We start from the raw sequence: 24200 nt of genomic DNA, 5'->3' as shown, positions 1-24200 counted from the left end.
GTATATTAACCAAAAATCATATTAATTTCAATCTTTTTTCAAATAAAAATAATTGTTAGTTGAAAATTAACAAATAAGTTTGATTTTTTTTGTTTTTTTAATATTTTTAACAACCGTCAATTAAGCCGTCAAAAAAAGGAGTGTTTTTTAATGCCTAAACGAGGCGAAAATATCTACAAAAGAAAAGACTTACGGTGGGAAGGCCGATATAAAAAAGGGATCAAAGAAAATGGGAAAATCCATTATGGCTATATTTATGGACGCAGCTATAAAGAAGTAAAGGAGAAGCTTTATTATTACAAATTGACTTATCAAAAGGTCTGTCAACAAAATGGGTTAAGTGCGCAATCCTATGAAGAATGGGTCTATCAGTGGCTAAAAGAACGAAGAAAGACGCTAAAGGAAAGTACCTATGCCACATATTTTTATAAGTTAAAGCGTTATGTCTTCTCTCATATAGGGAATATGCCTTTAAATCAGTTAACAAAAGAGAGTATTCAACAAGTTATTGATACCTTAAGTGACCAAAACCTTGGCGCTTCAACCATTCACGTTATCTATCAAATTGTTAAAAAGAGCTTACAAGATGCTCTTACAAAAGGAAAAATTAATCAACAACCTTGTCATCATATAGACTTACCAAAAAAACAAAAAAAGATGATTCGATCTCTGTCTACTGAGGAAGAAGAAAAGGTTGAAATTGCTGCCAAGCAACTACCCCTGTCTAAGGGATTACCTATTATTTTAGCGCTAAATACTGGGTTAAGGATTGGAGAAATATCAGCTTTAAAGTGGTCAGATATCGATTTTAAGGCAAAAACACTTCGTGTTACTCAATCTTACCAACGGGTTCCTTTACAACAGGAACAACAGAAAACAACTTTATTATTTACATCGGCAAAGAGTGAACAATCAATACGGGTTGTTCCTATCGGTCGAAATCTTTACAAATGGTTAAAAAAGGGTGCACGAAAAGCAACGGGACCTTACGTCTGTTCCTCTCGGGAACTACCTCAAGAGCCTAGGCAAATTACTTACTATTTCCACCAAATTTTAACGAAATGTGACTTGAAAAATATTCATTTTCACCAATTGCGTCATACTTTTGCTACGAGGTGTATTGAGGCTAATGCTAGTATCACAGCAGTAAGTGCAATTCTTGGTCATGCATCTACTCAAATGACCCTTGATGTCTATACTGATGCAAATTTAAAAAGTCGCCAACAAGCAATCTTAAAAAGAGAACAAATCGCTTAACGTCATTTTTCTTCAATATTCATTTAAAAAATGAAATGAGAAAACTGAGGGAGGGGCTTTTTTTGCTTTTTTCAGATTTTTCCTCTTTTAAGACTGTGACATTTTCCGTTTATATTATCGCTAGCTTTCAAGATAAAAAGCACCTCATTATTCCGTAATAGCCGTCAATGGTCGTCAATGAGCTTATTCAAAAACTATTGATATCAAGGTTTATAGTCTTGTGCTTGGTATTCACTATACCAAGTACAAATTAATATAAACGAATATGTTGATTATCTTTTTTAAGAATGAAAAAAATTGGAAAGGGGGGTGCAAAGGTGAGAGTCCTTATTATAACAAATAATATAGAAAATGAGATGACTCTTCATGAGCAATTAAATTGATTGAATCATGATATATATAACTCGTGATTTATATGTAAATTTGTTGCAGAGTGGAAGATTTCCATATTGGAACAGTAATTTTCCAATGATTGTTATTAGTGAAACAACTTCAAAAAAGGAAGCTCTGGAAATTCTTGAGTACATTATTAGTTGGGAAACTATCTGTTTATTAAAAACAGATGAAGTATTAACTATTGAGGAAGAAGGAATTCTATGTGATGGCGGCTTTGATGCTTGTATTTCAACTCAAGGATTTTTTTCAGAACTTAGAGAAACAATATTTAATTATTCGACAAAAGAAAAAAAGAGATAAATATTCAAAAAAAGCAGTTAATATTACCTTTTAAAAATTTCCAAGAGCAATTGGCTCCCAAATATCAACAAATTATTTCTGTATTATTAAAAGCTAGCGGTAGACCTATTAGTAAAAAAAAGTTGTCGAATGTATTGTGGCATAAATGTACAAATGCTGCTTTAAGTCAACTCTCATTACGAATAGGTAAAATTAATCAAAAGATTTCTAACGAATACGGTATTGAAATTGCTATCCAAACATTATGGGGTAAAGGGTATTACTTTAACGATTTATTCTACAACACTATAGTTAAAAATTGATACTTATAGTAGACATACTTGTATTTGATAGATTTTATATTGACAGTTATATTACTCGTCAAGAATATAAAAAAGGAGATTTTAAAATGAAGAAACAAATATTTTTATTTTCTACATTAGCATTCTTAGGAATCGCTGGTTCGCTTCCTGCAACAGCCTTAGAAACAAATCCCAATGAACAAACAAGTACTGAAACAGTATCTTCATCCAGCAATCGGGTATCAACAAATTTAGAAAGTTCTGACGACTCATCTATTCAACCTATGGAAGAAACAGAATCAAATTCTATAAAAGATTACACATCTGTTAATATGTTTTCAGAAAATATCAGTACTTTGGATAGTCCTTTTAGGCCTAATGATTCTAATAATAACATGTTAACTTACAAAACAGTATTGATTAATTCGAGTAATTCTGGAGAAGTGATTCCTGCAGGAACTAAAGTATCTATAAATTTTTCTTCTCCATCTGACAGTATAGCCCCTGTATCGTTTAGAGGTATTCAATCTAGTGAGTCTCTGAAGGGCTATTTCTCTATGTCAGGCAGCGGAAATTCCTATGAATTAACTATTAATCAAGACTTGTTGCCTGGTGAGTATAATATTTTTAGTTATTTCGCAATAAATAATCCAGGATGGAATTGGGATGGTCTGAATAATTCTTCCGATCCCGCAATTTTTACATCAGATGTTACCTCCAATTTAATCGACTCGCAAAACTCTATTGTTGCTAACGTCCCTATCACCCCAGCCACAATATATATAAAGCCTGTACCAAATTCTCCTGTGGGTGGTCTAGCAGGTTTTATGAATGGTGGATATAATAATACCAATGTAAACAGTGATGGAACTATAGGTGTTGAGAATGGTTACCCAACAAATTTCATAACTTATAACAATGGTGTAGAGTGGTTTAATCCATCTGTCGATAAGGTCAATGGTAAATATTATCAAACTTTTGTTGGAGCGTATTTACCTGCTCAATTAGGAGTAGGTAATCCAATCGGATTGAGTCAAGGACAAATAAGTTTTACCTTTGACAAACCTGTTGACCAAAATAGCCTACGTTTAAATTTAAGTTCATTCGATAAAGGTGATTCTAAGGATATAACGAAAGAACCTGGTGTCAATTTATCAATTAGTAATGATAAAAAAAATGTAACGGCTGAATTCAGTCAATATATGCAAAATAGCGCTCCATTTTTAATTAACCAATGGAGAACTGTAAGTTTAATGGTTGCTGTGCCAGTCGATGATATTAATACTATAGTAAATGGAACTTTTAACTTACAATACCCGAATGTTAATTGGAATTCCAGTTTTAAAGGTGCTTTTACTAATCCAAATAGTAATGACTCTAGTTATCCTTACTTTAGAGGAAATAATGCTACCGTCTATACTACAGATAATCCTTATAATCCATTGACTGATGTTAATTCTTACGTTGGATATAAAAATAACAATGATAACATGACAATCACAAATTTAAACGGATATCCCATTGATGGAGTAAGCCCTGATCCAGGAGTATATACGATTGAATATAAATCAACTAATAAGGATACTTCTGGAAAAGAATTCGACACTACTTTTTCACGAAAAATAACAGTTATAGAAGATAAATCGTCTATTTCGGGAGAAAATTATACAATGTTTATTGGAGATAAAGATGCCACTATATCTGATTTTAAGGCTTCAGCTACTGATAAAGACGGCAATGCTATTAATGTTACTGCGGATCTTTCTTCAATTGATTTTTCTAAAACAGGTTCATATGATATCATTCTTACAGCCTCAGATGGACAGACAAAGACTGTTAAATTGATTATTGAAGAAAAGGAGAATCAATTAGTCCCAATTTATAGAGCATACAATCCAAACGACGGTGATCACTTATATACTATTAGTGAAAAGGAATATGACTGGATTACAGGGCTAAAATGGTCTGCAGAAGGTATTGCCTTTAAGAGTGTCCTTTCTGACTATAAAGATGCTGTTACAATATATCGCTTATATAATTCAAATAGTGGCGAACATTTTTACACTTTAAGCGAAAAAGAATATAACAATGTTGCTTCTAAAGGATGGACAAAAGAAGGTATTGGATTCTATATGGTTCCTAAAGAAAAAGGAGAAGCTGTCTATCGAGTCTTCAATCCAAATGCAACGGGTCCGGGCTCTCACCTCTTTACTAGTAGTAAAGAAGAAGCTGCTTGGTTAGTTGGACTTGGTTGGAAAGATGAAAAAATTGCTTTTTATAGTCCTAAATAACCTCTATAAGTGATGTGATCTCGATTAATACTAAAAGCCCTGGATGCGTTTGCTACCAGGACTTTTCTTGTAAGTGCCAATTAGTCTAACAGATACTGAATCCATAAATCTTGAATTCTAAAGAATTGTAAATAGCTATATTTTGTGAAATGAAAATTTTGCAAGTAAGTCTTATTGTCAAGATCAACAAATTATTGCTGTGAAAAAAGCTATACTAATAAAAATATGTAGTGAAGGGTCAGAAACTTAAAAAGTTTTTGACCCTTTAATTTTTTCTTAATATACTTGATTTTGAATGGTGTCAAAAATTTATATTCAGAAAGAAAGTGGGAATTTTATCGATTTATGGGTATTCTAGAGTAAGTACTAGTAACCAAGACTATAAAACACAGATTGCAAAACTAGAAAAAGCTGGAGCAACTGAAATTTTCAGTGAAAAATATACTGGAACGAAAAAGGAAGGGAGAAAAGAGCTAGAAGAGTTAATTTCTGTTGTGAAAAATGGCGACCAAGTATTAGTCACTAAGATAGATCGTCTTGCAAGAAGTATTGTTGATTTGAATGAAATAATTTCTTCTTTCAATCAATCTGGTGTCACCGTCATATTCTTAGAAAATTCATTGATATTTGAACCCAATAAAAATGATTCCATGCAAACATTGATGATGAATATGTTTGGCAGCTTTGCACAGTTTGAAAGAGACTTAATTGTTACACGCACCCAAGAAGGAAAACAATGGCAACATGCGAACAACAAATATTACAAAGAAGGACGCCCTAAAAGAGTTATAACAGAACGATACAAGCATGCACTTGAGTTAATGGAATCAAATAGTATGAGAGAGGTTGAGAAGAAAACCAATATTTCATTGTCTACGCTAAAAAGGATTAAAAAGCAGGCAAGAGAAGAGGCTCTAAAAAATAAATAGTTTTTATAGAAAACTATTTATGATAAAAAAAGCTATTCTACTATATAACACGGAAAAATTTAGTAGAAGGTTGAATAGATGCAAATTGAAATCGGTGAATCGTATGACGTAAAAGATTTTTTTCTGAAAAATAATCAGAATTTAAAGATGTATCTTTATTATTAATTCCGGCTCAAACTTTTTTTCTTAAATAACAGATGCTAAAAAAATATTGAATAACTCTAAATAATATTAAGGTAAAGATTTTAATTTGGTATAATTTAAACAAGAAGTCTATTAGGATGTGATTGAATGGTAACGGTTGTTATTATATTGAATATGTTGGTTTTAGGAATTGTTTTTTTTATATGGATTGTAGTACGTACTTTAAGCAATTATAGTATAAACAAAGTTTTTATTGACCGACAAAAAAAATTTAAAACTGAACATCAAATGTCAGATCAAGATCTTCGTTTATTTCAACAAACTATGGAAGAATTAAAAAAACAAATTATATATATTGAACAAGTAACTAATATGAATAATCATTTAAAAAAAATAGAAAAAAAAGAAGCCGGGATAGTGTCAGCTAAACAGATTTTTCAAGAGTTAATGAATGAACCTAAAGATCTAACTAAGTATGGGGATTTCATCTATAAAAAATTACCTAGTATGGAACATGCTTGTTCCAAATTAATGAATATTGAAGACTCAAACCTGAATACACCCGAGATAAAAGACTCAAAGAATAATATTTTGCAGACCATTAATTTTATTTCGTCCAGTATTACCGATGATTATGAACGTTTAGTAGAGGAAGATTCTACAGAAATCGCATTATCTAAGAAAGTAATTGGTGAGAAAAAGTGAGTAAAAAAAATTTTCATAAAGAATATGATAATTTGTTCGATATGCAAGATAACAGAGCAAAAAAACAAAATCGTGTGTTCAAAATTATCTTGTCAGTAATACTAATATTAACTTTCGTAGAGTCGGTATTTGTAAAAATAGTTGAAAGTCACGATGATACTAACAGCGAGTACACATATACTTATCCATTAGAGGAGGCGGGCATAAAAACTACAGGAACAATAGATTACAGTAAGTCTTTATCAGCAACCATTAAGGATAATACATTTATTTTTAATCGAGGTTACCAACTAACTATAATGGGAGATTGGGATAATTCTACCAATAAAAAGGCTCTGTCTTTATTGCCTGAGGATAATGATGACCCGGATTATGTTGTCACTAAAACAATCGCTGACTTAACATTTTATGAAGGACGTTACGTTTCAGACTACGCCACGATTTCTCTTTCGGGCAATTTACTGCATTCATTTAGGTTTTCTGATCTATTCAACAAAAAATTTGTCAATATTTATCCCCAGAAAAATTTAGATGACGTTTTAACAGGATATATATTCTATTCTGAAAGTAAAGAAGATTCTACAATTTATCGTTACTTCTTATTTCCGGATAAAACAGGTATTTTGATAGAAGGTTTTACTGTTAATGAACCACTAAAAACGTTAACAAATAAAAGTAACTTTGAAGAATTTACAAGTGCTTTCCCTAAAGACTATAAATTTTTAAGTGAAGATTTTATATTTGAAAAGAGCAAGATACAGGTAACTTCTAGTGAGGTATTTGATAGTGAATAATAAGAATTTTCATGCTGAATATGATCAGATGTTTATCAAAAAAAAACTTAACAAGAGTAAAAACAAGTATCGGTGTGTTCTTATATTCTGCGTATTAGCCTTTTTGAATATGATACTTTTAATGGTTTTCAATAGTACTGGCAAAGAAGAGGCAACGCAAAATAAAGAGGCGAGTACCTCAAGTACAATAGAAAGCGATTTTAAATCTTATACAGTTCCAAAAGAGATATTCCTTTTAAAAGATAATAATATTCGACCGAATGGACCTATTGATTATAACCTTCCACTAAGTGTAACATTTCAAAATGAAACAATGATTTTTAACCGTGGTTATGAAGTTAAAGTTAATGGGGATTGGGATACCACATATACAGATAACGAACAATCTGTTCTACCAGGAGTTGATACTGACTCATTAGTGGATTTAGCAACCTTGACGTTCTATGAAAATAGAAATATGACATATATTGTAAATGTAAATATAACAGGGGATATGGTAAACGGTGTAGTTTCTTATGAACACTCGAATAAAGATTTTATGAAATTATATCCTCAAAATCAAATTGAAGATGTACTAACTGGCTATATTTGTAAATGTATGAGATCAAGTACATATGCTTATTACTTCATACAAAAATACTTTATTTTTCCCGACGGTACTGGATTTATGATAGCTATAAATATTTCAAGCGAACCGAATAAAAAAATAAATAAAGATAGCACTTTTAGGGATTGGAATAATGCCTTTAAAAGTGAATTTAAATTTATGGATAATACTTTTTTGTTAAGTAAAACAAATTAATAACTAGATGATCAATTAACTATAGATACAACGTCCTCATCAAAAATAGACAATCACTCACTACTCCCGTTTTAAACGAGAGTTTTTTTATTTCATACTAAAGAGGTATATCATTTAACTGAATATTTCCAGCATACTCATAGGTAACGCTTCTTTATTTTTTTTAAGACTAGTTTGAAAGGATTTTTCAAATCTCCGTCACTTTAAAAGGTAATTCACTAAAATTTTAAGTGATAAATTTCATAATAATAGCTCTTGCCTCATCAGAAACAAGAGCTGTTATTAGCGGGTTAATAGACTTTTATTCATCATAAAAAATAGACTACATAATGTTATACCAAGTAAGTCTCTATAAATTGAAGCCAAACTCAAAACAGGAATCTAACAAAAAACAGTTTACGGTTTTAATATTAAACTAAACTTTTCGGTACCTTTTCATCCCTATAATATTTACGAATGTAAAAACAATGATGAATACAGACAGAATACTTAAATCAAACCGAATATAGCTCCATCCTTGCCCCTTTAACATAACTGAAGATAAGGCGTCTGCTTCATAGGTTAGAGGGAAGATATAACTCAATCCTTTTACCCAACTAGCCATTGAATCTAGTGAAATAATGCCCGAGAAGAAGATTTGTGGAATGACTACAATTGGTAGAAATTGCATCATTTGAAATTCTGAGCTAGCAAATGTAGAGACAAAAATACCTAAAACTAATGCTGAAAAGGCAATTAGAATGTTAGATAAAAAGACCCAGCCAATGTTTCCAGCGACATGAATATTTAGGATATATAATGAGAAGGAGACAATTAGTAAAGTTTGTAAAATAGCAAAAACTCCGTATCCAGCTAAATATCCTAGAATAATTTCGCTTCTTCTGACAGGCGTTGCCAAAATTCGCTCTAATGTACCTGAAGTTCGTTCTTTTAAAAGAGCAATCCCTGAAATTAAGAATACAAAAAAGAAAACGAAGAAACCCATTAAAATTGGGAATATTTTATCAAAGAAACTAGTACTACTATTTCCATAGATATAAGAGTTATTAACTGAATAACTTGTGACAGAATACATTTGTCCTGTAACAAGAGCTGCTTGTCGCAGTTCGATGGTCATTTCTTTGATGGTATCCTTTGTAAGGACATTAGATAAAATAGTTTTGACTGCTGTGGTTTCACTGGGGTCACTATTTTCATAAGAGACTTTGATTGTAGAATTTTTTACACTGATAAAAGCAGATAGGTTATCCTCCGTTGCTTTCTTAGAGATATTCGTATCAGTATTATATTTTTTTATTTTTACATGGTCAGTTTTTTTTAAATTATCTGTAATAACTGTAGGGACGCTTTGATCAACACCAATTGTAACGGAAACATCACTACTGGAGGTAAATAAAACATTCATCAAGGTTAAAATGACTAAAGGGGCGATAAACATTAAAGCAAGTGTCCGTTTATCTCTGAACATTTCTTTTAATACTCTTAAAAAAATCGCTTTAAACCGAATCATTTTACTTTCACCTCTGCTTTTAAAAAGACATCTTCAATTGTATCTACGTTGAATTGTGCCTTTAATTCTGTAGGTGTCCCTATAGCAAATACTTGTCCATCAATAATAAGTCCTACTAAATCACATTTTTCAGCTTCGTCCATCACGTGAGTTGTAATAATGATTGAATTATCTTCACTCGCAATTTTCCGTAACTGATTCCAGATTTCAACTCTCAGGCTAGGATCAATACCGACTGTGGGTTCATCTAAAACTAGTAATTCTGGTTGAGCAAGTAACGCTGTTGCTAAGGAGAGTCTTCGCTTCATACCACCAGAGAAATTTTGAACTAAAACATTTTCAGAGTCAGTAAGATTTACTAAAGATAGATTTTCCTGGATAGCCACAGTGAGATTACTTTTTTTCAACCCCATAAGTTTGCCAAAAAATTGAAGATTTTCTTTGGCAGTTAAGTTTTCATAAAGGGCATCACTTTGCCCCATATATCCAATTTTTTCTAAAATTTTCCGATTAGGCATCGTGGTATTAAATATTTCTGTCGATCCTTTATCCAATTTTTCCATACCCATCATACATTTAATTGTCGTGGTTTTTCCTGCACCACTGGGACCAATTAACCCTACAATTGTTCCTCTTTCAACCACAATTGAGACGTCTTGTAATACGGTATATTTGTTAAAGCTTTTATGAGCATGCATCATTTCAGCAATAATTTCATTTGACATTTGCTTCCCTCCAATTTAATGAACACAGTGTTTATTATCTTGTGCTCCTTGAAGTATAAACTTATTAAATCGAATTTCAACTAACTAAATTGGATAATAGACATATCAAAAAAAGTGATTACTTACTATGAAAAAAATAACCGCTATGCGGTTATTTAGACTAAATCAAAATTCAAAAATTTATTGAGAATTAAAACGAGCTCCTCTGGAGAATCTTTCTGCCCATCATTTACCCATTCTTGTAAGAAGCCAAATAAAGCATTACTCAAAAAAGTGATAAAATATTTTCGTTCTAACTCAGTTTTGACCTGAAGACTTAAGTGAGGTAACACATTTTTTATGGCATTTTCTTTAAAAAGGTTCTTCACTTGCCGCTGTATGTCAGGAGATCCGTTATCAGAAATTAATAAGGCTAACAGTAAACCGTCTCCCTTAAGAAAGTTCATCATGTATAACATCAGTTCAGCTTTTGGCCGACCTTCTTCTGAAAATACTTTTAGCTGTTCGTTGGTGTGGTCTATTAATTCTAACTGATACTTTTCTACTAAATCGAATTTATCTAAATAGTGTAAATAAAAACCACTACGACTCACTTCAGCTTCTTTGCAAATATCCTTAACAGTAATTTGAGCAAAAGATTTACTTTTCAACAATGTAATCATAGCGCATATAATTCGATCTTTAGTGCGATAAAAACGAATATCCTTCTCATTCTTCATATTAGTATCTCCTTTTAGTGGGCAATTTAATAGAATTGTTCATTATACATTCCAGATTCTTAAAATATCTTTACATCTGTCTATACTGCAAAGGGTACAAAATAAAAAACACCGTGTCTACTAAAAGTACTTTGTAAAATATAGAGAGTACTTATCATTAAATTTATAACCAGTAATTGGCACTATGTTGATGCAGTTTTTTTTCTTTTTAGTTTTTAGATTAATTATATTTGGATAGTCTTTAGATTTTAGACAATAATAGAATTTATAAGAGATGATAAATTATGACTAAAAAATATTTTGTGTAATTTGGCGGTTGAAATAAGTGTAAAATAACTTTAAAAGTGACAGTAAAATAGGGTTCTTGAAAAAATATAAAGTGCCGCCCATGGGTATACCCACAGGTGCCGCTTTCATTTTTTTTTATTATTTTTATTGCTTTTTCTTTTGAAACAATATTTCAGATAAATTTTTTATAACCACTTAATATTTAACCAGTGTTATACTAAAAATATCCTTTAGTAAAGAGAGGCTGTTGAGAATGTGTACAAATATTAAATTAACCGCAAAAAATAATGATATTTTTTTTGGACGTACAATGGATTTAAATATGTCAATGTTTGGAGAAGATCCAGGAATAGATCTTGATGTAAAAATCGTATCTATGCCGAGTGGAACTACCGTAGAGAGTCAGCTAAAACCTTGGAAAAGTAAATATGCTACATTAGGTATATGTACCAAAGATACTGCCATCATGTATGACGGTATTAATGAGTATGGGTTAACCGGTGATTGCCAAGTATTAGTAGAAACAACTAGAAGTAAAACTTCTGAAATTGAATCTTTAGGGAAAATCCCCGTAATTGGCGAGGAGTTTGTAACATATATACTAACTAATTTTAAAAATGTACAAGAAATTCGGAATATATACTCAGAATTTATGTTGACAGAGCAATCATTTGTATATAAAGGAAATAACTTACAATTTCCTTTGCATTATGCTTTTATTGATAAAACAGGCGATGGCATCGTTTTGGAACCAGTAATATCTGGAGGTTTTAAATTATATGACTATATTGATGTGATGACAAATAGTCCTGAATATGATTATCATACTGTTAATATTAGAAATTATATAGGTTTAGAAAATACCGGAGTATCAGAAAAGAAGATCAATAATCAGTTGGCACTGAAACCTATCGAAAATGGCACAGGGTATGGTCTCCTAGGGATTCCTGGAGATTATACTTCACCGTCACGATTCATACGTAGTTTCTACTACAAGAATATGATAGATAGTTTCGATACAGACAAAGGTATCAATACTTTATACTCGATTTTTAGACCACTAATAATCCCTCGTGGATTAGAACACGCACATGAAGATAAACAAATGACAGATTATACGCGTTACTGGTCAGGATACGATGTTAATAATCAAACTGTTTATATACAAACTGGTGAAGGTTTGGCTATTACCTCAAAAAAAATGGATACATCATTAAAAGAAATAACTTATACAGATATTCAATTAGATGATCATGTATATATAAAATGATGAAATAATTGTCCGATAACTAGCTATTTTTTTCATGGATATCTCAAACCTTTAAGTGAATCCATGTAAATGTGGCAGCTCAAAGAAATTAATAGTTCTTATAGAATTGGTCTATTAATTTTTTTGGAAGGAACACTCAGAAGGAATTAAATCAGATAAACCAACGACAAGACAAATAGATGTGCCAGTTGAATTCGAAATTTTTTTCATTTAAAAGTGTTGATTTTGGGTGTTTATTATGTTGTTTAAGTACAAATAAATGAAGTATGTTATTATTATTATTAACGCTTACAAAGGAGGGGTTTTATGAAAAAGTTTGTATTAGGATTAGGACTGGTATTAGGATTAGGACTAGGTATAATTTATAGTTCACCAGCAGAAGCAGAAGAATTAGGGTTAGAAAATTTACTACTTAGAGTTTATAATCCAAATTCGGGGGAGCATTTTTTCACAGCTAGTTACGATGAAGCTAATTGGTTATCATCTCAAGGGTGGACTGGTGAAGGTACAGCTTGGGCAATCCCAGATAAAGGAGACGAAGTATATCGATTATATAATCCAAATGCAGGTGATCACTTCTACACAAAAAATTTAGTTGAATATGATTGGTTAAGTAAACAAGGATGGGTACAAGAGGGGAAATCATTTTTAAGTGATACACGAGACGATGTTCCAGTATATCGTAGTTATAATAAAAATGCTCTTGCTGCAGGATCACATATGTTTACTACTGAAAAATTTGAACATGATGGACTTGTTGCTGCAGGTTGGATTAATGAAGATGTTCAATTTTATGCAGAATCAGCATATTCCCGCCTGGATAAAAGAGTTGCTTATTGCGACGAATATATAAAAGAATCAGACTATGTAGCGTCTGATTATGCAGAATTTAAAGTTGCCTTAGATTCTAGTAAAACACTATTGAATGATTCCAATTCAACGGTAGATGATTTAAATCAAGCGGAAAAGGATTTATATAATGCTATTGTGAAATTAAGAGAATCGATAGCTATTGAGGAATAATCTATAAAAGAACTATCCATTTATTATGGATAGTTCTTTTTTGTTAGAAACTTTATTTGGAAAATATTTGTTGAATTTTTTTTAGTTTAAATTACATTTGACCAACGTTATACCACCATGTTGTGTAACGTTCATTGAAAGGGAATGATTTTGTTAAAAGTGACTAAGATAACTACCACTAATAATGAACTAAATAAAGCTAGCAGAAGGAAAAAAATACCGCATAAAATTTTATGTGGTGTTTTTTCTAGTTAATTATTTAGCACTGTAGAATGCGATACCTTCATCTTTCCATCCCTGGTTAATTAGCCAAGTTGATTCTTCTTTGCTAGCGGTGAATAAGTGAGATCCAGGACCAGTTGCATTTGGATTGAAAACACGATAGACAGTATTCCCTTTTTCTTTAGGAACCATATAGAATCCAACTTGTTCTTTTGTCCAACCTTTTAAGGCTACATTATTATATTCACTTTCACTTACAGTATAAAAATGTTCTCCAGAATGAGAGTTGTAAAGGCGGTATACTGGAATAGCACCTTCATAATCAGAAAGGACACTTTTAAATGCAGTTCCTTCAGCATTCCACTTCAACTCAGTAATCCAATTATATTCTTCTTGACTTAACGTGTACAAATGATCTCCATCATTTGTATTATATGACCTTAATACAGGTATTAACCTAGTACCTTCATCATTATTTTGTACCATAACATTCATAGTTTTATCTAAAACTGCACCTGAAGGATAATGCAAACGGTAGATCACTTTATAATGTCCTGGTTTAGAAGTATCTACATCATTGTAGATAGCAGTAAAGTCATTACCGTAAGGTACTTCTTCATTATCACGATAAGCAGTAGCATAATTTTCTGGATAAAAAATATCTCCAATATTTAAGGTGATACTGTCATTAAGCAAGTCTATACGATCATTATTTTGCACCATAACATTCATAGTTTTATCTAAAACTGCACCTGAAGGATAATGCAAACGGTAGATCACTTTATAATGTCCTGGTTTAGAAGTATCTACATCATTGTAGATAGCAGTAAAGTCATTACCGTAAGGTACTTCTTCATTATCACGATAAGCAGTAGCATAATTTTCTGGATAAAAAATATCCCCAATATTTAAGGTAATATTATCATTAGGCAAGTCTATAAAGTCTTTATTTTTATCGACTGTCCCAGAATCCAGTGTCTTTTGTTCTGCAAAAGCAGGAGTTGAAAAGATAAACTGTGGAAACAATAATACAGAAATCAAAAGAACATGTAAGTATTTCATAGCACACTTCCTTTCATATGATTAACATAATATAACACAAATAACGAAAATTATTTATTTATTTTCTTATAAATTCTTTCATTTAATGAAGTTTAAAAGATAGTCATATCTGTTAATGGATAACATTAATTTATTAATTTATATAAATTACGATAGATTGAGGAATTTTTTATTTTTTAAATAATAACTTCAGAATTATTTATTATTTAAATTTAGTATATGACAACTTAAAGTAATTCGATTGTGTTACAAAATTTTAAAATACATTAATTTAAAAACTAAAAGAACAAAATATAACCGAAAAACTTCTGAAAAAGAGATACCCCAACATTACACAAGTAAGTTGTGTTAACTACAGCCAAAATTATTGATTAATATATCAGCTGATTTATTAATCCTATTGACTATTTCTCAGTTCCCATTATACTTTTTGGAAACGTTTAAAAAAAGGAGTGTCATTATTATGGAAGAAACTTACAATAAAGAGTCAACCAAAAATATTGAACTATTCTTTTGGACAGAGTCGTTCAAATGTTAAATCGTGATTTCCCTGTATTCATGATTGTGTGAGAATTTTCTGTTTTGTTCCCAGTTAAACTAAGACTACAATAAAAAATAGAAATCAACAGGACCATGAATAAGAATAGTAAAGTAACTGGAAATTTTCTTTTTAATCTACCCGTGGTCGATTTGTTAAAATTTTTATACTTATTAAAGGACAATTTTTTGACAAAAATTTAGAGGAGGCGACAATGAAATCAAAACATTCTATTTATTCATTATTTGATTTTATTTTAACTATTTTTTGGATAATGCTTTTTATATTAAATTTAGCCAGAGTAATTGATTTAAGTTTATTCCCATACAATCTCTTAGACATGGTGATTACTTTATATTTTATTATTAGCTACCTTACTAGATTCTTGATGTCTGAGAAAAAAAAGGAGTTTTTTTTAGAAAATATATTTGATTTAGTTGCTATACTCCCATTTAATTTACTTACTGGCAATCTCTTATTCAGCACCAATAGAATTTTTAGAATCATTAATTTAATGCTTAAGTTAGGGAAAAAAAAGAATAGTTTTTTGTATGAAAATGTTTTTATATACGGACTTTATGCAAGTGCTTGTATTATATTTGTCGGTAGTGGTTTTTTTAGCTTTTTTGAAAATAAAAATTATGGAGAAAGTATTTGGTGGAGTATTGAAACAGTAACTACTTTGGGTTATGGAGATATTATTCCAAAAACAGCCTGGGGCAAACTAACTGCTTCAATAACTATGCTATTTGGATTAGGTTTTATCAGTTTGATTACTTCGACGATAACAAATTATTTTAGTAAAAATAAGATACACAAAAAACATTCTTCTGAAATAGAAAAATTGCATGAAAAAATTGATTATCTTACTAAGCAAGTTGAAATTCTAACAAATAGTAAAGAGAAAAAAGATTAACTGGTGGAGGATTGGTAGAACAATTTCAGCAATATGTTGGAGATTACGGAAGATACTTTAGACAAATCAAAATTAACAAAAATATAAGAATAGAATAAGCAAAGCTTTTCTTTACTCAGTCATTGTATTGGCATTAACGTAAGAGAGTTGAATTTGCCAAGAAAAACAATTCATGCCATTAAAGAAAGAAGCTACTAGTTATTAGGTGATATTTATGAATAAATTACTGAAAATGAGATTACTTACTGTTACAAATAGTAATCCCGATTGGTCAAGTAATAAAGAGGAATTACAAAAAATATAAAAATCTAGTTGAACTTTTATTTGATTCAAGTCATCCCCTTCCGTCAATTAAAAATGATTGGGCTAATTTCAAACGTAGTGATTTTCTGTTTTTATTGTCATTAGGTTATGATACAAAATATATACCAGAAATATATGTAGTAGGATCTCAAAAAATAAACCTTTGGAAAAAAATTAAGGTTTACATGGTAAAACAAAAGATGAAATGTATTCAGATGAAGTTGTCAAAGTGAGAAAGCAGAAAATACTTTCTGATTATGACATAAATGTTGGATGAGACAATATGCAAGCAACAGATTAAGGAACACATGTTGGCATTAATGGATCAAGATGAAATTAGATTAACAATAAAATACTAGTAAAGAAAATCTATTATTGACTGTTCTTCTCCACTTCCTAAGAATCAAAAAAATGGGAGAAACAAAGGATATCCGATTTTTTATTTTCAATTAAAAAATTACTTATTTAGCATGGTTACTAAGTAAATCCAATTATGATTAGACGTAAAAATTATTTCGGAGTATTATAGACCTACAAATAAAGAAAGCGGTGTTTATTATGACGGATTATGAAAAAAAAGAAGAAAATGTAGCCAATAATGTGACTGACACAGTAGTTAAATTAGATAGTGAGTTGGATAAACTTAATTCACTTAATGAAGATACTAGCAAGGAACATGAATTTAAGAAATGGTATGCAGAAAAGAAAGCAATTCATGAAATTAAACATATTTTATATGATGCTGGTAAATATGATAAATATGATGAAGATGAAATGAATAAAATCGATACTTTTTTTGAAAATTTGAAGTGACATTGAGCTATAAATGTTTACTTATACATTAATCATAGCTTTTTATAAAAGGACGGATGTTTATGAAAAACCGAACTAAAATTAGTATAGGAATTGGTTTACTGGCAATAACAGGGGCATATGCTACAGTTAATTTTTCTGAAAAAATATTAGGGAAAATTGAGAGTGAAGTAACTCGTTACAAAACAAAAAAAGTTGTCAGAGATAAATTTAACAATAATGAAAAATTATTAAATATTGTTGATGATTTATCTGATAGTGAATTAAATTCTCTTAACCAAATTGCTAAAGATGTAAAAAATAGTAGAGAAAAAGTAAAACAAATAGGAAAGAAAATTAAAGATACTACGGGAAATGTATTGTAATCATAAAAATTCAAATCTTTTTCGGAGTAGAGCATTCTACTTCGATTTTTTATTTTTCTATTGAATTTAATTCCAATTATCAATAGCAATTTATAACTAGTTACTTTAGCTATGTTTCAAAGCACAGCCTGTGATTATAAATGTAATAAGTTAGAAACTAACCGTTCAATATCACCTGGGAAAAATAGTCAAATTATCAGTTTCAATTTTATATTCTGAAATTTAAAAAATCAAATTAGAACATATATTACAAAAAAGGAGAAAAAATGAGAAGAAATTTGAATCTTATTGGACAATGTGCACTGTCTATTATTAGTACGACCATAATCATTATTCCATTTATGCTTTTTATTCAGTTAAGCAATGGATCTAACTGGAGTACTATACTTCCCTTCATTCTTTTTTATATTTTTAGGATGACAGGTATTTTTTTTATTCGTGGAATAAAAACTACGTTGAATAGTTATAGCCTTTTGAAAATCTCTTTGATAAGCGGGCTACTGGGATGTATTTTTAGTGTATTGGGTAGCACTTATTTTCCCATGTACATTTTAGGTGGATTTTTTTTAGGGCTAAGTGGAGCGTGGCTACCACCTTCAAATACAAGTTTAAATATTTATTTAAAAAAACAGAATGAAAAACAAAAAAGTAGCAATATTATATCACTGATTATGATTGCGATATTAGGCATTACTATGTTCTCACCCATAAACTTTCGTTATAGTTTGTGTTTCTCATTCTATGGTTTACTGTATATCATCTCATTATATATGGTTTATCAGTATTCAGGATATAAAATAGCATCCCACGATTTAGAAGAATCCAAATATAGCTATTTAGTTTTATTTTTTAGTTTCTTATTTCTATTATTTTTGTTACGATCTAGCAGACTAATGCTAAACTCAGAGGAATTTGATTATTTTATTTATGGATATATTTTTTTAATTATTTTAGGTGTTATAAGGTTATTTATTTTTAAATCTCACGAGGAAAAAAGACTACCGCGTTCTTTATCTTTTTTAACCATAATTAATGGATCATTGGGAAATTATTTATTTTTATTTTGTTCCTTATACGCTAGTGGATATTATGGAAGAGAGGCAGTAGCTTTTAAAGTGTATCTCCCTTATGTTTTAGGCATGTTTTTAAGTACTTCAACAAAAAAATTCATCTTTAAAAATATGAAAAATTATTCATTGTTAGGTGTGATAGTGGGATTGGTAACTATTTTAGCAACTCCCTTTTTTTCATTGGGAATTTTTTTAATTAGCTTATTTAAGAGTATTTTAAATTCTTGGTTGACAATCCAGTATAGTGAAACAGAGTCTCTACCTATGGATAAAAGAATATGGGTAAAATATACAATTCAAAATATTGGTAGTATATCACATCAGTTTATTTTAATGATATTAGCGTCTGTAATTTTGACCAGTGACAAAAAGACTGTAAAAGAATTTTTTATATATAGCAGCAGAGCAGTATCAACTCATAATAGTATGGTGATTATGCAATCGTGGAATCATATTGCCACTGCACTGATATTATTGCTAGTTGCTATGTATTATTTGATCATTTTAAAGATACAGTATTCTACAAAAGATATCCTTTAGTTTACGTCAAAAATTAAGTCAAATAGAAAGTCTATTTCATTGTTCAAATTAAAATATTAGCTTAATTTGAATTCCTTTAAATTTTTAATCAAATTAGTTGAAAAATCAAAAATATTAATATAGCAGTATTCACGAGTAGCTTAATCTCTCGTGGATACTGTTTTTTCAATAGTAACTATACGTCGAAAAACATTCCAATTTTAGACACAAAAAAATTGGATTTAGTTACTAGAATAATATATAGAAGTACTTTATATTTTGGACAAATCTCAATGTTTGTCTATTTAAAAAAATCGAAAAAAAATGTAAAGTACTCTTGTATCCAAGTCTAAAAAAATAATTCTTTTAAAGGAATGATGACAAATGTATTACTCAAATGGAAACTATGAAGCTTTTGCACGTCCAAAAAAACCTAAAAAAGCTGATAAGGTATCTGCCTACTTAGTTGGTTCTGGACTGGCTTCACTTGCAGCAGCAGCATTCTTGATTCGTGATGGTCGTGTGGCTGGAAATAGAATTCATATTTTCGAAGAATTGAGTCTTGCCGGAGGCTCATTAGATGGTATTTACAAGCAAGAAAATGGTTTCGTTATACGAGGTGGTCGAGAAATGGAAAGTCACTTCGAATGTCTTTGGGATCTCTACCGTTCCATTCCTTCATTAGAACAGGCAGATGCTTCTGTTTTAGATGAATTTTATTGGTTGAATAAAGAAGATCCCAACTCTTCGCATTGTCGTTTGATTCATAACCGGGGAGAACAAGTAGCTACCGATGGTCAATTTTTATTAAGTGAAAAAGCCATAAAAGAAATAATTGCACTTTGCTTAATGGAAGAAAGTCAGCTACAGAATAAAAAAATTAGTGAGGTCTTTTCTGATGATTTTCTTACTTCAAATTTTTGGGCTTATTGGTGCACAATGTTTGCCTTTGAAACTTGGCATTCAGCAATGGAAATGCGCCGTTATTTAATGCGGTTTATCCACCATATAGACGCTTTAGCTGATTTTTCATCATTAAAATTTACTAAATATAACCAATACGAATCATTAGTATTACCTCTGTTAAGCTTTCTAAAAAAAGCTGGTGTTCACTTCCAATATAATACGCAAGTGGAAAATATTTTAATTAAATCAGATAAAAGCGGTACAAAGCAGGCGCAACAAATTCTACTAAAAGTAGATGGATTTCCTGAAACAATCGATTTAACTGAAAATGATTTAGTTTTTATTACTAACGGTTCTATTACTGAAAGTTCAACATATGGCGATAATGATACTCCTGCACCTATTTCACATAAGCTAGGTGTTAGTTGGAACCTTTGGAAAAAACTAGCAGCGCAAGACATAACTTTTGGTAGACCAGAAAAATTCTGCGAAAATATTCCAGATGCTGCGTGGGTAGTTTCAGCTACCATTACTACATTGGATAAAAAAATTGCACCTTTTATTGAAAAAATAAGCAAGCGAGATCCTTATAATGGAAAAGTCGTTACTGGCGGAATTGTTCACGTAGAAGATTCAAATTGGAAATTAAGTTATACGTTAAATCGTCAACCACATTTTAAAGAACAACCAAAAGATCAACTAGTCGTCTGGTTTTATGCACTGATATCTGATACTGATGGAAACTATACAAAAAAAACAATCACTGAATGCACAGGTAATGAGATTGCAGCTGAATGGTTATATCACATGGGAGTTCCTAATGAAATGATCAACGATTTAGCGATTCATTCATGCAACACGATGCCTTGCTACATGCCTTATATTACTTCTTATTTTATGCCGCGTGCAAATGGTGACCGACCACTAGTTATTCCTGAAGGATCTAAGAATTTAGCCTTTATCGGAAATTTTGCAGAAACAAAACGAGATACTGTTTTTACTACTGAATATTCAGTTCGGACAGCTATGGAAGCAGTGTACGGTTTATTAGAGGTGGATCGAGGTATTCCTGAAGTTTTCGCTTCTTGCTATGATATTAGAACATTGATGAAGGCTACTTATTATTTAAATGATCAAAAGAAATTAATTGATCTAAAAGTTCCTTGGTTTACAAGTCTAGTGGAAAAGCATGAACTAAAAAAAATTAAAGGTACATTCATTGAAGAATTATTAGAAGACAGTGGTTTGTTATAATACTAAGTAATCTTTAGTGTATAAACAAGCATCGATGTGTCCTTCTATAAAAAAGATTACTATCTAAAAAGTAGATCAAAATGAACAACCGAGAAGGATTTTTCTTTTCGGTTTTTTTAAAAGTAACAGGGAATTTTTTTAAAAAAATTATTGATGGATTGGGCAGCCTCCCATGTATTTAACCATTCAAACTGTAATATTTTAATCTTCCACAGTTAAAAAATACAATCACATGATAGATTATTATTACTTTTAGTTCTCGTTTGAAACGAGAACTATTTTTTTCAAAACAAACATTAGTATACTTTTTCTAATTACAGTGGTTACCCTTCCCATTCCCAAAATTAACACTTTTTATTCCAAATAAAGCATTGCCAATACGGATTTATTCTATTCTCTACAATGTAACTCATAGGTGTATATTAAATAATAAGTAATTTCTCTTTTTTGTTCAGATTACTGCCATAGGAGACATTCAAAAAAGTAAGCTTTTAGAATTGAAACTACTGACTAGATTTCTAGAGATCTCTTATGGGTGATAATTATGGTTTATATTATTTTAGAAGATAGAGATTTTTGCGAGATATAATATTTAAACAAATACCCAAGGCAAAAGATAGGATTAAATAACTAGTTCCTCCATAACTTACGAAGGGTAATGGTACTCCTGTCATAGGAATTAATCCTAAGACGCTTGCGACATTGATACTAGATTGGATAAGTATCAGCGTCCCAAATCCAATAAGTACTAAGCTCAGTTGCTGATCTTTGCATTGAATGGATTTCTGAAAAATCCTTAAGCAAACTACAAAAATTAAAAATAAGACAAATATAGCGCCTAGCAACCCCAATTCTTCACTAATAATTGAAAAAATAAAATCTGTCTCTGCTTCTGGTAGATATCCCTGCTTAGTAAGACTATTGCCTAAGCCAAGTCCTAAAAAACCACCATTATATAAAGCATAGTAAGAATTAGCCATTTGATATCCGTATCCATGCTCATCTAAGAAAGGATTGTGAACTATAGAAATGCGATTATAAGCATGAGAAAAAAATGTTGGCAACAAATTGTTTTCGCCTAAAATTAATACAATAGTGGCTATTAAAATTATCCCCATTAAAAATAAGCCTATCCCTATTATTCCTTTTTCAACAGGAATTGCTGCCGCCCAAATGATTACTGCGACTATCACTATAATCATAAATGCTCCAGAAATTTTAGGTTGCAATAATACTAAGCCAGTAGCTAACCCTGTAATAATAAATGGTTTAGTCAATTTTACATTGGTAATATTTTTATTTTTAAAATAACTTGCTAAATATAAAATTAGAAATATAACAATGATTTCAGATGGTTGAAACTGAAATCCCCCTATCGAAATCCATCTCTGTGCGCCATTGACAGTTACAGCAAAAAAACCGACTTTTACCATAATTAAAAGGAGAAATGAAACTATTAAACCTCCCTTAATAAAAAGTGGGTGTAGCAAATACTCAAGCTTTATAAAAAAGGTTACCCCTATTATTGTCAAACTTATTATAATAAATATAAATTGCCGATATAATAAGCTTAGCGAGTATTCATCTGTGACCATCAGTCTATAAGAACTGGCACTATAAATTTCTAAAAGCCCAATTACAGATAAAATAAAATATGGAACTAAAATAACAATGTCAATTTTTCTATTCTTGATCATTCAATTTCTCCTCCTAAAACGATAGTTAGGTGGAATTGATAACCAATTCTACAAGTAACCCAAATAAAAAAGGCCTAAAACCTTTTTTGAACAGATTTTGACCTTTATAAGGTTGTCTCATCGTTCGAGTTTTAGCACTATGCAACGTAAAGAAAAAATATCTTAGTTATTTGAAAAAGCCTTAATTCGACAATTCCTGTTTGACCCATTGGTATCTTTCGATATTTCTGGGCAATAACCTATTTTTACATAGGAGCCTCACCTAACAAGTTTATTTAATTGCGTTCATATTAATTTATTTCTTTTGCCGATACAACGAATTGGAAAAATCTTAAAAAAAAGCTGATAAATTCTTATTAATTCTTTATTTAATCGGCTCTCCGTCAAATAGTGTTGCAAAGGGTTTTTATTTTTATATTAAGTTATGCTTTTCTATTAATTGCTATTACAATAAAATTTTTATTTTTTAAAAAAACTGGATATGGAATAAAAATTATAAAAACATAAATAAATGATCAAATAATAACAAAAAATGTTCTACAGACTTTAGATATATAACTGGTAATAACCATGAACTTGTTAAAAGATGAGAGTAAAGTAGTGACAATTCAGAATATAAGTGACCAAACAATTGATGATGTAAAATTCTTAGCAAAATTAAGTAATCGGAACTGTTTTACAGAATATTGAAGAACGTGAATGCATTCCCGTCAAAGTAAGTAACCATTTGTAAATATTTTTTTGGTGGACGGAAAATTGTTTTTTTCAATATATTCATTATTCTTTTCCAATAATACGATTGAAATAATTAAAAAAAAAATAAACTTACTCAAAATGATTGAAAGCAATACAACCTTAATTCTATACTTTTGGCAGTTAGATAAAATAACCTTGTTAGGTGAGGCTCCTATCCAAATATAGGCTATTGCGCAGAAATGTCGAAAGACACCAATGTGTAAAACAGGAATTGTCGAATTAAGGCTCTTCTAAAGATAGCTAAGAGAAATCTTTACGTTGGATAGTGCTAAAGCTCAGACGATGAGAACCGATTGATGTACTGTTTGCTTTTTTAGAAAGTAGCAATTGCTTATTTACGATCAA

General features: G+C 30.4%; 20 protein-coding genes and 2 riboswitches. Of the genes, 15 read left to right on the top strand and 5 right to left on the bottom strand.

The window, feature by feature from the left end; translation table 11 throughout:
* Positions 1–150 precede the first annotated feature (150 nt).
* The 8 genes from ACVWNY_RS12290 (at position 151) to ACVWNY_RS12255 (ending at position 7899) form a co-directional block, all read left to right on the top strand.
* The gene (locus tag ACVWNY_RS12290) at positions 151–1257 is read left to right on the top strand and encodes a tyrosine-type recombinase/integrase (RefSeq protein ID WP_454071432.1); all 1107 of its coding nucleotides are present in this window, start codon (positions 151–153) and stop codon (positions 1255–1257) included.
* 468 nt (positions 1258–1725) lie between these two features.
* Entirely contained in the window at positions 1726–1953 is a 228-nt protein-coding gene (locus ACVWNY_RS12285) for a hypothetical protein (RefSeq protein WP_438719184.1), read from the top strand.
* A 50-nt stretch (positions 1954–2003) separates the two neighbouring features.
* A complete protein-coding gene (locus ACVWNY_RS12280) occupies positions 2004–2255 on the top strand; it encodes a helix-turn-helix domain-containing protein (RefSeq protein WP_218327734.1) in 252 nt (83 codons plus the stop codon).
* An 86-nt stretch (positions 2256–2341) separates the two neighbouring features.
* Positions 2342–4525 (top strand): hypothetical protein, encoded by a 2184-nt coding sequence (locus ACVWNY_RS12275; RefSeq protein WP_454071431.1) that lies wholly within the window; start codon positions 2342–2344, stop codon positions 4523–4525.
* A 311-nt stretch (positions 4526–4836) separates the two neighbouring features.
* Positions 4837–5454: a recombinase family protein gene (locus ACVWNY_RS12270; RefSeq protein ID WP_438720448.1), complete on the top strand. Its 618-nt coding sequence runs from the start codon at positions 4837–4839 to the stop codon at positions 5452–5454.
* A 291-nt stretch (positions 5455–5745) separates the two neighbouring features.
* The gene (locus ACVWNY_RS12265) at positions 5746–6303 is read left to right on the top strand and encodes a 5-bromo-4-chloroindolyl phosphate hydrolysis family protein (RefSeq protein WP_438719186.1); all 558 of its coding nucleotides are present in this window, start codon (positions 5746–5748) and stop codon (positions 6301–6303) included.
* On the top strand, positions 6300–7097 hold the full coding sequence (locus tag ACVWNY_RS12260) for a hypothetical protein (protein ID WP_438719187.1): 798 nt from the start codon (positions 6300–6302) through the stop codon (positions 7095–7097). Before ACVWNY_RS12265 ends, ACVWNY_RS12260 begins: the two co-directional genes overlap by 4 nt.
* The gene (locus ACVWNY_RS12255; protein ID WP_438719188.1) at positions 7090–7899 is read left to right on the top strand and encodes a hypothetical protein; all 810 of its coding nucleotides are present in this window, start codon (positions 7090–7092) and stop codon (positions 7897–7899) included. The genes ACVWNY_RS12260 and ACVWNY_RS12255 overlap by 8 nt, the downstream gene beginning before the upstream one ends.
* 415 nt (positions 7900–8314) lie before the next feature.
* Here ACVWNY_RS12255 and ACVWNY_RS12250 read toward each other — a convergent pair whose 3' ends face one another.
* From ACVWNY_RS12250 to ACVWNY_RS12240, 3 genes are all read right to left on the bottom strand, one after another.
* Positions 8315–9409 carry an ABC transporter permease gene (locus ACVWNY_RS12250; protein WP_454071429.1) on the bottom strand — a complete coding sequence of 365 codons (1095 nt, stop codon included), beginning with the start codon at positions 9407–9409 and terminating at the stop codon, positions 8315–8317.
* On the bottom strand, positions 9406–10134 hold the full coding sequence (locus tag ACVWNY_RS12245; protein WP_454071428.1) for an ABC transporter ATP-binding protein: 729 nt from the start codon (positions 10132–10134) through the stop codon (positions 9406–9408). The genes ACVWNY_RS12250 and ACVWNY_RS12245 overlap by 4 nt, the downstream gene beginning before the upstream one ends.
* A gap of 155 nt (positions 10135–10289) precedes the next feature.
* Positions 10290–10853 (bottom strand): TetR/AcrR family transcriptional regulator, encoded by a 564-nt coding sequence (locus ACVWNY_RS12240; protein WP_438719192.1) that lies wholly within the window; start codon positions 10851–10853, stop codon positions 10290–10292.
* 541 nt (positions 10854–11394) lie between these two features.
* Between ACVWNY_RS12240 and ACVWNY_RS12235 the strand changes: the two genes are divergently transcribed.
* Positions 11395–12411, top strand: a complete 1017-nt coding sequence (locus ACVWNY_RS12235) for a linear amide C-N hydrolase (protein ID WP_454071427.1) — start codon at positions 11395–11397, stop codon at positions 12409–12411.
* 306 nt (positions 12412–12717) lie between these two features.
* Positions 12718–13434: a hypothetical protein gene (locus ACVWNY_RS12230; protein WP_454071426.1), complete on the top strand. Its 717-nt coding sequence runs from the start codon at positions 12718–12720 to the stop codon at positions 13432–13434.
* Between the two features lie 255 nt (positions 13435–13689).
* Here the strand turns inward: ACVWNY_RS12230 and ACVWNY_RS12225 are convergent, their stop codons facing one another.
* Positions 13690–14718, bottom strand: a complete 1029-nt coding sequence (locus tag ACVWNY_RS12225) for a hypothetical protein (protein ID WP_438719195.1) — start codon at positions 14716–14718, stop codon at positions 13690–13692.
* A 752-nt stretch (positions 14719–15470) separates the two neighbouring features.
* Between ACVWNY_RS12225 and ACVWNY_RS12220 the strand changes: the two genes are divergently transcribed.
* The 5 genes from ACVWNY_RS12220 (at position 15471) to ACVWNY_RS12200 (ending at position 21402) form a co-directional block, all read left to right on the top strand.
* Entirely contained in the window at positions 15471–16172 is a 702-nt protein-coding gene (locus ACVWNY_RS12220) for a potassium channel family protein (RefSeq protein ID WP_438719196.1), read from the top strand.
* 861 nt (positions 16173–17033) lie between these two features.
* Positions 17034–17288, top strand: a complete 255-nt coding sequence (locus ACVWNY_RS12215) for a hypothetical protein (RefSeq protein WP_438719197.1) — start codon at positions 17034–17036, stop codon at positions 17286–17288.
* 62 nt (positions 17289–17350) lie between these two features.
* Positions 17351–17653: a hypothetical protein gene (locus ACVWNY_RS12210; RefSeq protein WP_218326705.1), complete on the top strand. Its 303-nt coding sequence runs from the start codon at positions 17351–17353 to the stop codon at positions 17651–17653.
* A gap of 266 nt (positions 17654–17919) precedes the next feature.
* Positions 17920–19263, top strand: coding sequence for a hypothetical protein (locus tag ACVWNY_RS12205; protein WP_438719198.1), 1344 nt, complete (start codon positions 17920–17922; stop codon positions 19261–19263).
* Positions 19264–19626: 363 nt separating this feature from the next.
* Positions 19627–21402 (top strand): oleate hydratase, encoded by a 1776-nt coding sequence (locus ACVWNY_RS12200; RefSeq protein WP_454071425.1) that lies wholly within the window; start codon positions 19627–19629, stop codon positions 21400–21402.
* A gap of 554 nt (positions 21403–21956) precedes the next feature.
* On the opposite strand, the gene ACVWNY_RS12195 is transcribed toward ACVWNY_RS12200, so the two are convergent.
* On the bottom strand, positions 21957–23099 hold the full coding sequence (locus ACVWNY_RS12195) for an FtsW/RodA/SpoVE family cell cycle protein (protein ID WP_454071424.1): 1143 nt from the start codon (positions 23097–23099) through the stop codon (positions 21957–21959).
* A gap of 109 nt (positions 23100–23208) precedes the next feature.
* A riboswitch (M-box (ykoK) riboswitch) is annotated at positions 23209–23376 on the bottom strand.
* A 606-nt stretch (positions 23377–23982) separates the two neighbouring features.
* Positions 23983–24149, top strand: a riboswitch (M-box (ykoK) riboswitch).
* Positions 24150–24200: the final 51 nt, after the last annotated feature.

Source organism: Enterococcus sp. JNUCC 77, from assembly GCF_054819945.1.
Note: the sequence above shows the minus strand (reverse complement) of the source record. Positions and strands in the feature narration are given on the sequence as shown.

What these genes read in the sequence shown, in the direction of transcription:
- ACVWNY_RS12290 (WP_454071432.1), top strand. Translation starts at nt 151, where the DNA reads ATGCCTAAACGAGGCGAAAATATCTACAAAAGAAAAGACTTACGGTGG.
- ACVWNY_RS12285 (WP_438719184.1), top strand. Translation starts at nt 1,726, where the DNA reads ATGATTGTTATTAGTGAAACAACTTCAAAAAAGGAAGCTCTGGAAATT.
- ACVWNY_RS12275 (WP_454071431.1), top strand. Translation starts at nt 2,342, where the DNA reads ATGAAGAAACAAATATTTTTATTTTCTACATTAGCATTCTTAGGAATC.
- ACVWNY_RS12265 (WP_438719186.1), top strand. Translation starts at nt 5,746, where the DNA reads ATGGTAACGGTTGTTATTATATTGAATATGTTGGTTTTAGGAATTGTT.
- ACVWNY_RS12250 (WP_454071429.1), bottom strand. Translation starts at nt 9,409, where the DNA reads ATGATTCGGTTTAAAGCGATTTTTTTAAGAGTATTAAAAGAAATGTTC.
- ACVWNY_RS12245 (WP_454071428.1), bottom strand. Translation starts at nt 10,134, where the DNA reads ATGTCAAATGAAATTATTGCTGAAATGATGCATGCTCATAAAAGCTTT.
- ACVWNY_RS12240 (WP_438719192.1), bottom strand. Translation starts at nt 10,853, where the DNA reads ATGAAGAATGAGAAGGATATTCGTTTTTATCGCACTAAAGATCGAATT.
- ACVWNY_RS12235 (WP_454071427.1), top strand. Translation starts at nt 11,395, where the DNA reads ATGTGTACAAATATTAAATTAACCGCAAAAAATAATGATATTTTTTTT.
- ACVWNY_RS12230 (WP_454071426.1), top strand. Translation starts at nt 12,718, where the DNA reads ATGAAAAAGTTTGTATTAGGATTAGGACTGGTATTAGGATTAGGACTA.
- ACVWNY_RS12225 (WP_438719195.1), bottom strand. Translation starts at nt 14,718, where the DNA reads ATGAAATACTTACATGTTCTTTTGATTTCTGTATTATTGTTTCCACAG.
- ACVWNY_RS12220 (WP_438719196.1), top strand. Translation starts at nt 15,471, where the DNA reads ATGAAATCAAAACATTCTATTTATTCATTATTTGATTTTATTTTAACT.
- ACVWNY_RS12215 (WP_438719197.1), top strand. Translation starts at nt 17,034, where the DNA reads ATGACGGATTATGAAAAAAAAGAAGAAAATGTAGCCAATAATGTGACT.
- ACVWNY_RS12210 (WP_218326705.1), top strand. Translation starts at nt 17,351, where the DNA reads ATGAAAAACCGAACTAAAATTAGTATAGGAATTGGTTTACTGGCAATA.
- ACVWNY_RS12205 (WP_438719198.1), top strand. Translation starts at nt 17,920, where the DNA reads ATGAGAAGAAATTTGAATCTTATTGGACAATGTGCACTGTCTATTATT.
- ACVWNY_RS12200 (WP_454071425.1), top strand. Translation starts at nt 19,627, where the DNA reads ATGTATTACTCAAATGGAAACTATGAAGCTTTTGCACGTCCAAAAAAA.
- ACVWNY_RS12195 (WP_454071424.1), bottom strand. Translation starts at nt 23,099, where the DNA reads ATGATCAAGAATAGAAAAATTGACATTGTTATTTTAGTTCCATATTTT.